The 12,704-nt window shown below is 37.1% G+C and carries 16 protein-coding genes and 1 other RNA gene; 12 read left to right on the forward strand and 5 right to left on the reverse strand.

The genetic code is table 11. The features are described from left to right. Positions 1 to 40 precede the first annotated feature (40 nt). From A3223_RS00125 to A3223_RS00140, 4 genes are read left to right on the forward strand one after another with little or no spacing between them, the layout of a single operon-like run. Positions 41 to 271 carry a type II toxin-antitoxin system Phd/YefM family antitoxin gene (locus A3223_RS00125; protein WP_072594322.1) on the forward strand — a complete coding sequence of 77 codons (231 nt, stop codon included), beginning with the start codon at positions 41 to 43 and terminating at the stop codon, positions 269 to 271. Next, a complete protein-coding gene (locus A3223_RS00130; protein WP_084107848.1) occupies positions 261 to 1,046 on the forward strand; it encodes an alpha/beta fold hydrolase in 786 nt (261 codons plus the stop codon). Before A3223_RS00125 ends, A3223_RS00130 begins: the two co-directional genes overlap by 11 nt. Beyond that, a complete protein-coding gene (locus A3223_RS00135; RefSeq protein WP_084107849.1) occupies positions 1,043 to 2,467 on the forward strand; it encodes a Mur ligase family protein in 1,425 nt (474 codons plus the stop codon). The genes A3223_RS00130 and A3223_RS00135 overlap by 4 nt, the downstream gene beginning before the upstream one ends. Next, on the forward strand, positions 2,464 to 2,904 hold the full coding sequence (locus A3223_RS00140; RefSeq protein ID WP_084107850.1) for a hypothetical protein: 441 nt from the start codon (positions 2,464 to 2,466) through the stop codon (positions 2,902 to 2,904). Before A3223_RS00135 ends, A3223_RS00140 begins: the two co-directional genes overlap by 4 nt. Positions 2,905 to 2,915: 11 nt before the next feature. On the opposite strand, the gene A3223_RS00145 is transcribed toward A3223_RS00140, so the two are convergent. Beyond that, positions 2,916 to 3,929 (reverse strand): HdrB C-terminal domain-containing protein, encoded by a 1,014-nt coding sequence (locus tag A3223_RS00145; protein WP_084107851.1) that lies wholly within the window; start codon positions 3,927 to 3,929, stop codon positions 2,916 to 2,918. 60 nt (positions 3,930 to 3,989) lie between these two features. Between A3223_RS00145 and A3223_RS00150 the strand changes: the two genes are divergently transcribed. The 4 genes from A3223_RS00150 (at position 3,990) to rnpB (ending at position 7,457) form a co-directional block, all read left to right on the forward strand. Then, positions 3,990 to 4,811 carry a thiamine-phosphate kinase gene (locus A3223_RS00150; protein ID WP_084107852.1) on the forward strand — a complete coding sequence of 274 codons (822 nt, stop codon included), beginning with the start codon at positions 3,990 to 3,992 and terminating at the stop codon, positions 4,809 to 4,811. Then, positions 4,789 to 5,913, forward strand: a complete 1,125-nt coding sequence (gene truD / locus A3223_RS00155; RefSeq protein WP_084107853.1) for a tRNA pseudouridine(13) synthase TruD — start codon at positions 4,789 to 4,791, stop codon at positions 5,911 to 5,913. Before A3223_RS00150 ends, truD begins: the two co-directional genes overlap by 23 nt. A 455-nt stretch (positions 5,914 to 6,368) precedes the next feature. Further along, entirely contained in the window at positions 6,369 to 6,986 is a 618-nt protein-coding gene (locus A3223_RS00160; RefSeq protein WP_180378682.1) for a Type 1 glutamine amidotransferase-like domain-containing protein, read from the forward strand. 145 nt (positions 6,987 to 7,131) lie between these two features. Then, positions 7,132 to 7,457: RNase P RNA component class A (gene rnpB, locus A3223_RS00165), an RNA gene on the forward strand. 14 nt (positions 7,458 to 7,471) lie between these two features. Here the strand turns inward: rnpB and A3223_RS00170 are convergent. Genes A3223_RS00170 through A3223_RS00185 form a run of 4 tightly spaced genes read right to left on the reverse strand, consistent with a single transcriptional unit; the run spans position 7,472 to position 10,231 of the window. Beyond that, positions 7,472 to 7,699: a hypothetical protein gene (locus A3223_RS00170; protein ID WP_084107855.1), complete on the reverse strand. Its 228-nt coding sequence runs from the start codon at positions 7,697 to 7,699 to the stop codon at positions 7,472 to 7,474. After that, on the reverse strand, positions 7,692 to 8,063 hold the full coding sequence (gene fliS / locus A3223_RS00175; RefSeq protein WP_035167483.1) for a flagellar export chaperone FliS: 372 nt from the start codon (positions 8,061 to 8,063) through the stop codon (positions 7,692 to 7,694). Before fliS ends, A3223_RS00170 begins: the two co-directional genes overlap by 8 nt. 9 nt (positions 8,064 to 8,072) lie before the next feature. Further along, positions 8,073 to 9,833 carry a flagellar filament capping protein FliD gene (gene fliD, locus A3223_RS00180; RefSeq protein WP_084107856.1) on the reverse strand — a complete coding sequence of 587 codons (1,761 nt, stop codon included), beginning with the start codon at positions 9,831 to 9,833 and terminating at the stop codon, positions 8,073 to 8,075. A gap of 2 nt (positions 9,834 to 9,835) precedes the next feature. Further along, the gene (locus A3223_RS00185; RefSeq protein WP_084107857.1) at positions 9,836 to 10,231 is read right to left on the reverse strand and encodes a FlaG family protein; all 396 of its coding nucleotides are present in this window, start codon (positions 10,229 to 10,231) and stop codon (positions 9,836 to 9,838) included. Between the two features lie 119 nt (positions 10,232 to 10,350). Between A3223_RS00185 and A3223_RS00190 the strand changes: the two genes are divergently transcribed. The 4 genes from A3223_RS00190 to A3223_RS00205 all read left to right on the forward strand — a co-directional run bounded on the left by A3223_RS00190 (position 10,351) and on the right by A3223_RS00205 (position 12,662). Continuing rightward, the gene (locus tag A3223_RS00190) at positions 10,351 to 10,695 is read left to right on the forward strand and encodes an ornithine carbamoyltransferase (RefSeq protein ID WP_084107858.1); all 345 of its coding nucleotides are present in this window, start codon (positions 10,351 to 10,353) and stop codon (positions 10,693 to 10,695) included. Beyond that, positions 10,692 to 11,246 (forward strand): 16S rRNA (guanine(966)-N(2))-methyltransferase RsmD, encoded by a 555-nt coding sequence (gene rsmD, locus A3223_RS00195; protein ID WP_084107859.1) that lies wholly within the window; start codon positions 10,692 to 10,694, stop codon positions 11,244 to 11,246. The genes A3223_RS00190 and rsmD overlap by 4 nt, the downstream gene beginning before the upstream one ends. 64 nt (positions 11,247 to 11,310) lie before the next feature. Beyond that, positions 11,311 to 12,363 carry a flagellar basal body P-ring protein FlgI gene (locus tag A3223_RS00200; RefSeq protein ID WP_084107860.1) on the forward strand — a complete coding sequence of 351 codons (1,053 nt, stop codon included), beginning with the start codon at positions 11,311 to 11,313 and terminating at the stop codon, positions 12,361 to 12,363. Further along, complete coding sequence (locus tag A3223_RS00205) at positions 12,363 to 12,662, forward strand: rod-binding protein (protein ID WP_021091392.1); 300 nt, start codon at positions 12,363 to 12,365, stop codon at positions 12,660 to 12,662. The genes A3223_RS00200 and A3223_RS00205 overlap by 1 nt, the downstream gene beginning before the upstream one ends. Positions 12,663 to 12,704: the final 42 nt, after the last annotated feature.

Raw genomic sequence — 12,704 nt, forward strand, 5'->3', positions numbered from 1 at the left:
TTTGTGATATTTTACGTAAAATTTTACACAAAGAGCGACAATGGTAACTTTTACAAAAGACGAAATTTATACAGCAACTGAAGTGGTTAGAAATTTTAGTTCAGTGCTCTCTCGTGTGGGAGCTAATGAATTAAAAAGAGCGGTCATTGTTAAAAATAATAAATTTGAAGCTGTGCTTTTAAATATGGAAGAGTATGAGCGTCTTTGCGAAGCAGTGAACGTGCTTGAGAGCATTTATACTGCAAAAAAAAGAGAGAACGATGGCGAGTAGGGCGGTAAAGTACGGCTCAGACGAGTATGAGATCAGCTACGAAGTAGTAAATCCAAAATGCAAAAAAATAGTGCTTTTCTTGCATGGCTGGGGTGCAAACAAAGAGATAATGAAAAAGGCTTTTGGGCACTATCTAAACGAGTTTTGCCACGTTTATATCGATATGCCAGGTTTTGGTAAAAGCTCAATTACTGATCCTTTAAAAACAAGTGATTATGCAAAAATCGTTGAAAATTTTTGCGCTGAGCTTGGCATAAAGCCAGATATTATAGTAGGTCATAGCTTTGGTGGCAAGGTCGCAACGCTTCTAAAGCCGCCATATCTTGTGCTTTTGAGCTCAGCTGGCATAGTTGTCAAAAAGCCATTTATCGTGCGCGCAAAGATCGTTATTTTTAAAATTTTTAAGCTTTTTGGATTTGGAAAATTTTATAAACTCTTTGCCACAAAGGATGTGAGCGGTATGAGTAGAGTGATGTATGAGACCCTAAAAAACGTAGTTGATGAGGATTTTACAAAGCATTTTGCTAACTTTAGTGGCAAGGCTTTGATATTTTGGGGCGAAAATGACAAGGCAACGCCCATAACAAGCGGGGAGAGCATACATAAGCTCATAAAAAATAGCTCATTTTTTCCGCTTAATGGTGATCATTTTTTCTTTTTACTTCACGCTAAATTTATAAGTGACGAGATAGAAAAAGGGATAAATTTTGAGCTAAATGAGGCTAAAAATGTCGTGATAGATGACGATGAGAGCGGGATTGAGGAGATAAGATGAGTATATTTTTAAGCATAAGCACAGTTTTATTTATCTTTGCACTCGCTTTTTATGTGATTACTTGCTTTCAGTGGTTTTCATATAGGCCTGAGCGTGTGCTCTTTCACTTCACAAAGCCTGCTTGGCACGTCTTTTTCTTTATCGTGCCGTTGGTGCTATTTTATACGACTGGCAAGTGGTTTTTTATCTATTTTTACTTTGCACTTTTGCCAGCTCTTTATCTTTGGCACAAAAAACTTGATAAAAAGTTAGTTTTTACTGCTAGGATCAAGCATTTTTTTGTAATCCTTGCTTGCGCTATTATCTTAAACTACGCTCTAAATTTTATCATTCACAAGGTATTTTTAGCTCCGATGCCACTTTTTGTCTTGGTTGTGAGCCTATTTTTTAGTGAAATTTTAGAAAAGATTAAATTTCAAGGATTTAAAAACAAGGCGCTTAAAAAACTGGGTGCAAATAAAGATCTAAAAATCATCTTGATCACAGCAAGTTACGGCAAAACTAGCATCAAAAATTTCCTCTTTGAAATTTTAAAAGATAACTTTGTCTGCTACAAAACACCTCGCAGTGTAAATACAATGGCTGGCATCATCAAAGATATCAATGAAAATTTAAGCGAGCAAACGCAAATTTACATCGCAGAAGCAGGCGCTAGGCTAAAGGGCGACATCCTAGAGATCACAAAATTTCTAAATCCACAAATCGTAATTGTTGGCGAGATCGGCGCACAGCACATTGAGTATTTTAAAACGCTTGATAATATCCGCTCTACCAAGCTTGAAGCACTTCAAAGCACTCGTTTGCAAATGGCATTTTTACATAGCTCGACAAAGAAAGAGCCAAGCCAAAATTTAGAAATTTACGATGAAAGTCTAAAAGATATCAATGCAAATTTAGATGGAATATCATTTATGCTTGATGACAAGAGTTACGCTTCGCCGCTGCTTGGAAAATTTAACGCTACAAATTTAGCCGTTTGTATAAAGGTGGCAAGATATCTGAAAATGAGCGATGAAGCAGTAAATAAAGCGCTATCTAAGATGAAAAACGTCGAGCACCGCTTAAGCAAGATCGAGGCTGGTGGCAAGCTGATAATTGACGATAGCTTTAATGGAAATTTCTCAGGTATGAGCGCAAGCTACGAGCTTGTAAGCACCTACGCTGGCAGAAAAGTGCTACTAACACCAGGCATCGTCGAGAGCGATGCGGAACAAAATGCAAATTTAGCCAAGGTGATAAATGAAATTTTTGACCTTGTTATCATCACAAGCTCACTAAACGCCGAAGTTTTACTAAAGTACATCATAAAGCCAAAGATCATCATCTTAAAGGATAAAAATAAAATGCAAGAAATTCTAGCTCAAAATACGCATGCTGGCGATCTTATTCTATTTTCAAACGACGCACCGAGCTTTATATGAAAAAGATAGTTTTTTTAATCCTAGCTTTAAATTTAGCATTTGGCTTTGACATCGATGATTATGACAGAGGTATTGAGGCGCTAAATGCTGGAGATTACGTAGCTGCGTATGAAATTTTTTATGATGGTTGTGAGCAAAAAGATGTGCTTTCGTGCGAAGCTTTGGGCGATATGTTTATAAATGAAGATATAAATGAGCAAATGGATAGTGATCTAAAAAAACACTCAAATATCGAGCTTGGCGTGAGTTATTATATGAAAAGTTGCGACCTTGGCTACCAAAATGCTTGTGATGATGTGATGAGCTTAAGGGACGATTTAAACATAAGCTTACCAGCTGGTGTTTATGAAAACGCCAAAGCAAGGTACGATGAGATAAGACAAGAAGACGAAAGAGAAGAAGCCTTAAGCGAGCAAAATGCGACTTTGCAAAAATAAATTCTCTAGTTTTAGACTAGATTTACTTTTAGCGTATGCTCTTTTAGGCTTGCTGGAATTTTGCCATTTTCAAGCTCGATCAGTTCGCTAACTCTTAAAACATAAAAATCCTGCAAACTTCTGTTTGCAAATTTTTCAAGCTTTTTTGAAAGCGTGTCAAACATATAAAACTCAGTCTCATTGCTAGCTAGTAAAAAATCAGCCCCACTATCAAACGCATTAAAAATGGTCTTGCTCGCAAGTGCAAACGCAAGCTTTTCGTTTACTTTTAAAAGTTCAAAACCACAAGGAAATTTATTGTTTAGATTTATAAAATTTGCTCTAAATTTATCTAAATTTGCAGGGATTTTATCACTTACGGCTATTTTAAATCCTTTAAATTTATCCAAGCTCTTTATCTTTTCAAGCTCGTTTTTTGAGGTTTTATCCTCTTTTATTCCTAAAATTTCTTTAAAAAACCTAATCGCTTCGTTATAAATTTCGCTTCCGCCAAAGATAAAATTATCAATCTTGCAAGCTATCAAAATACCATTTTCATTGTTGATAAGCCTCATGATCTCATCATTTTTTTCTTTTTTATAAAGATGATGAGCTAGTATGATGGCCGCTGTACCTATAAAATTTGGCTCGTATTCTCTCACAAAATCAGCATAAAAATATGGCTTTAAGCTTGTATAAAATTCTTTGTCTGCTTGATAGCAAAATTTATCAAATGGCTTAAATTTCTCCCAAAAGTCGTCATCATTTATCTCAAGATCTAAAACTGCTCTTTTTTCATCAAGTGGCGAAATTACAAGCTCGTCTGCAAATTTTTCATATAAATTTACTAATGGCTCAGCAGTGTTCACTACGACATCATTTACTTTCACAAAGCCAGTTATTGGCTGAAAATAGGGATCAATTTTTTTAACATGCAAAAATAGTTCATCAAGGTTTGCGTAATCTAAAATTTCTAAAAAATATGGTTTAAAATACGACAAAATATCCTTTTTTTCATTAAATCTAAAAATTTCTATTTTTTGCATTTGAATCCTTTTTGGCTTATTTTATCCTAAAATTAAAAGGAGTTTCATTATAATGGCTCGATGGATAAAGAAAATTTCACGATTGAATGCTTTGGTAACGCTTATATTGGCGATGATGCGGCTGTGCTTGGCATGCAGGTCTTTAGCAAGGATATCTTTGCTGAAAATTCGCACTTTAAGCATGGCTGGCTAAGCCTTGAAGAGATCGGCTACAAGGCGATGATCGTAAATTTTTCAGATACGATCGTGATGAATGCTAAGCCAAAATTTGCGCTTCTTGGACTTAGCTTGCCAAAGAATTTTTTGCCGCAGCAAATCAAAGAGCTAAGTGGCGGCATAAATAGAGCTTGCGAGGAGTTTGGCGTAAAGATAATCGGTGGCGACACGATAAGTAGCAAAATTTTAAATATAAGCGTTAGTGTAATTGGCGAGCTAAATGGCAAAGCCGTGCTTAGGAAAAATGCAAGATACGGTGATCTAGTGGCTTTTACTGGCGAGCTTGGAGGTAGTAAAAAGGGGCTAAATTCGCTTCTAAGGCTAGCTCAAATTTCAAAAAACTCACGATTTAAAAAGCCTATTTTAAGAGATAAATTTTTCTACAAAGCAGCTCATCTTATAAACTCCGCTATGGACATCTCAGATGGGCTAAATGCCGATCTTGCTAAGCTTTTAAAGGCTAGCAAAAAGGGTGCTAAATTTACAAAAAAGCTAAGTAAATTTGAGCTTAGTAGCGGCGAAGAGTATGAAATTTTATTTACTTTTTGTCCTAAAAATTTAAACGCTATCAAAAGGATCGCCGCAAAAACACGGACTAAGATTAACGTCTTTGCAAAAATTTCAAACAAAAGGTTAAAACAAAATGCAAGAAACCACCACTTTTAAGCCACTTTATGCGCTCACTCATGCACCTATTGAGGCTTACTTTTCTAAAAATTCAGATGATTTTGTCGTGCGTGAGATACCACTTTACGAGTTTAGCGGTGACGGCGAGCACTTGATCGTTGAAATTTCTAAAAAAGATATGACGACACAAGAGGCTTTGCATGTCTTAAGCGAGGTTACAGGAGCTAAGATGCGTGATTTTGGCTACGCTGGGCTAAAGGACAAGCAAGGCATGACGACTCAGTTTATCTCAATGCCACGTAAATTTGAGAGCAATCTAGTAAACTTTAGCCACGAAAAGATGAAAATTTTAAGCCTAAATGTGCATAAAAATAAGCTTCGCATCGGACATCTAAAGGGAAATAGCTTTTTTATTCGCTTAAAAAAGGTGCTACCAAGTAATGCCAAAAAGCTAGAGCAAGCATTTGTTAGTATCGATAAAATTGGCTATGCAAACTACTTTGGCTATCAGCGTTTTGGTAAATTTGGCGATAATGCTGAAACTGGACTGGAGCTACTTAAAAACGGGACGATAAACGGCAAAAAGAGCAAAAATGTAAAGCTAAACGACTTTTTGATCTCGGCATATCAAAGTGATCTTTTTAATCGCTGGCTTAGCAAACGCGTGGAGATTTCGAGGTTTGCGCAGGATTTTAGCCTAGGCGAGCTAGCTCAAATTTACCCGTATCTTGATAACGCGATTTTGAAAAATTTAAAATCGCAAAAGAGATTTTTTAAACTGATAGAGGGCGAAGTTTTGGGCCACTACCCTCACGGCAAATGTTTTTTGTGCGAGGATTTGGACGCGGAGGGCGCGCGCTTTGACGATAGAGATATCACTAGCTGCGGGCTGATAGCGGGTGCGAAGGCGTATGAGGCGCAGGGCTTGGCGAGAATGGTCGAGGATCAAATTTTCGCGCAAGCAAATGAATACAAAGCTAAAATGACGGGATCTAGGCGCTTTGCGTGGTGCTATTTGGAGGATGCAAGCTGCAAATATAACGAGGAAAAGGCGCACTTTACGATAAATTTCACGCTGCAAAAAGGAAGCTATGCGACTGTTGTGCTAGAAGAAATCTTGCACAAAAATATCTTTGAGTAGGGCGGCGGCTCGCCTTGCTAGCGCTTTTAAATGCTTTTTGCTTCGTTGTACTCGCAACTGCAAGCAGAGTATAAAATTCGCTCCGTGATAGGCTGTATGCCTTATCTTGGGACGAATTTTACTTCTTCTATTTAGCTAAGAGCATAGCGACGTAGGAAACAATTAAAACCATCTCGCAAGACTTCACCTTAACTTTTACGTTTAAATTTTGCAAATCAAAATTCACCTCGCCTAACGCTCTTTAAAAGCTGTGAGCGAAGCGGGGCAAAAACTTTACATTGTCGTTTTAAGCTCAAATTTGAGGCTAAATTTATTGGATTTTCGCGCCAAGACCCGTATCCTAAACCCGCTAAATTTTACCCGTGGAGCAAGACGCGAGCGACGTAAAATACAAGCGTTTCTAGGCTCGTTTGGATATAATGGGTTTGCAAATTTATATTTTAAAGGGATTAAAAATGGCGAATATTTTTCTTTGTTCTTATTTTGCGGAGGTTGCGAGCAAGATTGATGAAGTGGTAAATTTTCAAGGCAAAGATATTGTTTTTATCGATACGGCAGCAAAATTTGAAGAGGTAAATTTTTATGTTGGCGAAGCGGCGGAGATTTTAGAAAATTTTGGTGCGAAGCTAAGACGCCTTGACGTCTCTTGCGCCAAGGATTCGGTAGCGCTAGTATCTAGCCAAGATGAGCCATCTTGTGAAGATGAAATTTTATCTGCCATTAGTCAGTGCGATATCATTTACGTTAGCGGTGGAAATACGTTTTATCTGCTTAATGAGCTGAGAAAATCGCACGTCTGGCAAGCTATAAAAAACGCGGTCAAAGCGGGTAAAATTTATATCGGCGAGTCAGCAGGTGCGATCATAGCAGCACCAGATACTAGATATGCTACGCTAATGGATGAAAATAGTGCAAATATGAGCGATTTTGCAGGGTTAAATTTGGTTGATTTTTACGTCGTACCGCACTTTGGCTGCGAGCCTTTTACGCAGGCCACACACGAGATAATGGAGAAATTTGGTAGCTTGTACGATTTACGACCTATAAATAATGCTGAATTTATCGCGCTTTGAGATAAATTTTTAACAAAACATACGCTAAATATTTACTCAAAGCACTCTATCTGCCTGCGAATCTACCTTGTAAATAAAAACATAAAGTTAAAAGTCTAAAGCTTTTAAAGCTAGAAATTTAAGCCAAAGGCGCTATAATTTCGCTCTGGCACGGTAAGCGATCGCTTTTGTTTTTGCAAAAGAGGAAAGTCCGAGCTGCGATAAGACAAGGTTCCATCTAACGGATGGCTAGGGAAACCTAAGGGATAGTGTAACAGAAAGTAAACTTCCGCTTTGGCGGTAAAGGTGAAACGGTGGGGTAAGAGCCCACCGGCACGCTTGGTAACTTGCGTGGCCATATAAACCCAACCTGCAGCAAGAAGGGATGGTTTTGGTCTTATATTAAAACCCTTCGCTAGAGTTTGTTTGTAAAAGCAAGCGTAGATAAATGATCGCTCAAGACAGAACTCGGCTTAACGCCGTGCCTTTAAATTTATAAAAATAGATTAGTTTGTTACGTATTTTTGAGCTTTTTGTAGTTTTATAAGCTCATTTTGGATGTGCGAAGACTTGTTTTTTAAAAGCTCTATTGCACCGCCGATTAATGCTTGTGCTTCTTGTGCTGAAGCTAGGCTCGTAAACATATCCTCACTAAAATTTTGTGATAAAGCAGCTATCTTGCTCGTGTCTTCGTTTATCAATGCTAATTTAAATTCATTGATCCAACTATTCACCTGAAGTTACCTCTCTCCATGCTTCTGATAGTTGTTTTACAACATTTGTTACTTCATTCAAAGCTGCGATATCATTTTGTATATTTGCCATAGCAAGAAGCTGCATCTGTCTTGTATAAAGGCCGCTAAGATAGTGAGCTACATCGCCTTGAGAATAATCAAGCGAATTTAAAAGCTCAACAAAAATAGCGTTTGTCCTATTAATATAATAAACTTTTTTCTCTATATCTCCAGCTTCTATCGCCTTTTTGGTACGAAATATAAATTTTAAAATTCCGTCATAAAGCATTTCTATTAATTTAGTTGGGGACTCAATGCCCCCAAAACTAGACTGTGCGTATGCACTATATGCACTTTGATTCATCTTTCTCTCTTATTTTCTGCTATTTATCTCTGCATCGATTATTGATTTTAGTGTTGAGAACTGATTTTCTAAGCTTGCGATGATAGCGTTATACTTGATAAAGCGCTCTTGCATTGTTGTATATTTCTCATCTAAAAGCTTTTGTGTGCTCTCTTTATTTTTTGTGATCGACTCGTTTTCGTCTTTTAGCTGATTTTGCATAGCGATCATTGTGCCTTTTTTACCAACGACACCATCAAGCATTTTAGCTAGCTTTGTAAATAGCCCATCTGTCTTTTTAGTTACTGGATTTATAGTAGCTTCATTCATACCTAGAGCTGTTAAGGCTGAATTTTTACCTTTTACTTCGATATTTTCGCCATCGCTTCTTTTTAAGACGATTCTTTTGCCACTCTTATCAAGACTGGCTGTAACTCCAGTTATACCAGCGTCATTTATAGCTTGTTGAAGTTTTAGTGCGTTCTCTTCGGCTGTGGCAGTGGCTGTAGTTGAGAATGTAACCGACTTGCCGTTTATCGTAAGATCGCCAGCTTTTATGTCTAATGCTCCAGCGCTAACAGTCGATGCTCCCATATAGCTTATTGGCTCGATCTTGCTTGATCCCATGAAAAATTTCTGAATCTCTTCAGGATCTTTGCTAAGAGCTGCATTTAGCTTATTTAGATCAAGCTGAAGCTGTCCGTCTTTATCAGGCACTATGCCATATTTGCTTAATGCTTTGCCTTCGCTATCTTGCCCATTTACAAGACGACCAATGTTTGATCTTAAGCTTGAAATTTCGCTAACGCCTTGGAAAGTGCCAGCTCCTTTTTCCTCGTCATATTTTGTAGCTATGCCAAGGTTCATGGTCATTAGGTTGTAGTCTTTGATAAATTCTTCAACCGCTTTTATTACCTCTTTTGTATCCTGAGAGACGCTTACGTTTGTTTTACCAGTTTCATTTAATGTAATAGAAATTCCCGGCCTTAAGTCGTTGAAGGTATTTTTGCTTCTTTTTACATTTACTCCATTATATGTAAATTCTGCATCTTGTGCTTTTAGAATTCTATTTTTTTCAAAATTTGATGTCATCTTTGGTGTGCCATCAGGATTTGTTAGTAGAGTGCCATTTGCATCTTTATCTTGAAACTGCGTACTATCCCAGCCAAGCTTATCTAAAACACCAGCTGTATCATTTGAGAATTTAATAGTCTGTGTTGCGCCAGTGTTGCCTGATTGAAGCATGATTTGATTTGGCTTATCTCCGCCAACATTTAAAATTCTAGCTTGCAATTTACCACGACTAATATCATTTATCTTGTCTACAATATCTTGATATGTGGTTGATCTAGTTACGCTAATAGAAAATTTTTGTCCATCGATCTCAACATCAAAAGAGCCGTTATTTGTCGCGCCTACTAAGTTTGAAGCGTTTTTGAAATTTGAGCTTTGAAATGTATCTTTTTGAGCAAGTTTTTGCACATCGATACTAAAATTTTGCACGCTAACGCCATTTGCCGCTGAGGCTGTTACGCTTTTGCCAGCATTATTTGTAGTTCTTTTTAGATAAAGTGCCTCTCCACCAAGTGTTTTGCCACTTACGTTTACGTTGCTAACTAGAGTTTTTAGTGCTGCAAGGTCTTTTTGCTTTAGGTCATTTCTTTCTAGCCTTTTTGTTAAAGGCTTGATCTGTCCTGCTTCATCTGCTTCTTTTAATTTCTTGATAAGATCATCATTTAGTCCGCTATTTTTTGTACCGATTCCTAAATTTGTTACGTTACCTACTGCCATTTTTAACTCTCCTTGTCAAAAAGTATTCCTATGCTTTCTTTGAAATACTCACTTATTCTTATAGCCTCTTTGCTTGGAAGCTGTGTTATCTCTTCGCCAGTTTTGGCATCTTTTACCTGTACGACCATTAAATTTAGCTTCTCGTTGTAAGCAAATCTTACATTAGTATCAAGCTGCTGCATTTGAAAATTTAGCTTGTCAGTGACCTCTCTTGTTCTTTTGGCAAGCTCTTCGTTGCTAAGTCCGTCTAGCTCGTTAACATCTTTGGTTTCATTGTTTTTATCAGCACTTAATTTAACATCAGAATGCTCAATAGGTCTGCTATCTATTTGACGCTGAGCGGATGTGCTCATGCTTGTATCTAGTACTTGATTCGCTGCTGCCTTGAAAATTTCCATAGTTTTACTCCTTAAAACTTACGTTAGCTTCTACATCGGTAAATTTTTAAAATCCTTTAGTATTTATATAAATTTTTGATTATTTAGGTTAAAATCGAGCAAAATTTATAGGAAGAGATATGAAAATTTCATTTGAGTGCGAGTGTATTTTACTTCAAAAAACGCTACTGCTTTTTTGTGGAAATTTAGCCGCTCATCATAAAGACTGTGATTTTATAGTGAGCGATCATGAAATAGTGACAAAAAAACCAGTATTTATAATAGGAAAGAATGCTCACCTTTCTCATCCTTTCACCAAGGCGACACTTCTTGATACGCTTGAAGAATTTTACTCAGCTATGCAAATTTCAAAAGCAAATAAGCTTAATGAAACTAAAAATGAAAAGAACTTAGAAGAGAAAATTTCACTTTTAATAGATAAATTTAAAGCTGATCTTCTTGAAATTTTAAGGGCAAACCAGTGAAGCTATACACCAAAATTTCAAGTGGTAAATTTAAAGGTAAAAGGCTTGAACTACCAAGCCTAAGCACGACTAGAAGCACAAAAAGCATCGTAAAAGAGTCCTTCTTTAACGTCATTAGAGATGAAATTTACTCACTTACATTTATAGAGGGCTTTGGTGGAAGCGGTGTAATGGCATGTGAGGCCATTAGTAACGGAGCACGTGAGGCTATCGCTATCGAAAAAGATAGAGCCGCTTTTAAGATCACGCAAAGCAATCTTGCCAGCCTTGAAGCCGCAAATTTAAAAGCAATAAATGGGGACACTTTCGCCATTTTGCCTGATCTTGTAAATTCGCAAAATGGCAAGGTCTTGCTCTATCTGGATCCGCCATTTGACATAAGAGCTGGCTTTGATGGTATCTATGAAAAGCTTGTAAATTTAATCTCACAGCTAAAAAAAGAAAAAATTTATATGATAGTTTTTGAGCACAACAGCGACTTTAAATTTTCTACATATAAACTTGTAAAATTTAAAAAATTTGGAGCTACTTCACTCTCTTACTTCCAATAATTTATAAAAATTTGGAACATCTTTTGCTTTAAAAACCTAAAATAGCTAAATTTTAGGAAAAAATATGAAAAAATTTTTATCTTTTGTAGCAGCTTCAGTGATAGCTACTTCAGCCTTTGCTACGCAGATAAAAGATCTTGCAAACATCGTTGGCGTAAGAGATAACCAGCTAATAGGCTACGGCTTAGTTGTTGGACTAAACGGCACAGGTGATGGCTCAACGTCGAAATTTACGATACAGTCTCTATCAAACATGCTCCAAGGTGTAAACGTAAAGATAAATCCAGATGATATCAAGTCCAAAAACGCTGCTGCTGTTATGGTAACAGCTAAGCTTCCTGCATTTGCAAGGCATGGCGACAAGCTTGATGTCGTGATCTCATCTATCGGTGATGCAAAAAGCTTGCAAGGTGGTACGCTTCTCATGACGCCACTAAAAGGCGTTGATGGTGATATTTATGCTTTGGCTCAGGGTGCTTTAAGCATCGGTGGTAAAAGTGTGGGTAGATCAGGTGGCAACCACCCAACCGTTGGCTCTATTCTAAATGGAGCTTTGGTTGAACGAGAAGTGACTTATGACATTTACAATCAAGATAGCATAAGACTAAGCCTAAAAGATACAAATTTTAAAACCGCTCTTGATATCCAAAATGCTATAAATGCAAATATCTCTGATGATGCCGCAAAGGCGATCGATCCAAGAACGGTTATCGTTAAAAAGCCAGATGATGTTAGTATTATCGAGCTTGCAAGCGCTGTGCTCGATCTTGATGTAGAGTACAAGCCAGATGAAAAGATAGTGGTTGATGAAAGAACTGGCACGATAGTAAGTGGTATAAATGCTGTGGTTAGTCCAGTTGTATTAACGCATGGTGCAATCACAATAAAAATAGAGCCAAATAGCTATGACGAAGTAGCGCAAAACGATGTAAATATAGGAAGCGATACGTCGGTCGCGCCTAGCCAAAATTTACTTAAAATTTCAGGTGAAAAAACTACCGTTGCAAATGTAACAAGAGCTTTAAATAAGCTTGGGGCAACACCAAGTGATATCATATCGATACTTGAAAATTTAAAGCGAGTTGGTGCGATACAAGTCGATCTGGAGATAATATAATGCAAATAGATAACACCTTAGCGCTAAATTCATACAATGAAATTTCGGCAAATAAGATAAAAAACGCAAATGCTAAACAAGACGCGCTTTTAAAAGAGCAAACTGATGCATTTGAGGCATATATGGTAAAGGCTGTGCTTGATATTGCTTTAAAAGAAGACGAGCACAACTCGCTATATCCAAAGGCTGCTGGTAGTGATATTTATAGGTCGATGTATAACGATGCAATGAGTAAAGCATTGAGTGGAAATCTTGGTTTTTCAGAACTTTTATACGATTTTTTAAAGAGAGACTCTTAAGTAAATTTATATTCTGCCGATGTAGTGATATAAATATTTTAT

The sequence above is a fragment of the Campylobacter concisus genome (assembly GCF_002092855.1).
GTDB lineage: Bacteria > Campylobacterota > Campylobacteria > Campylobacterales > Campylobacteraceae > Campylobacter_A > Campylobacter_A concisus_AI.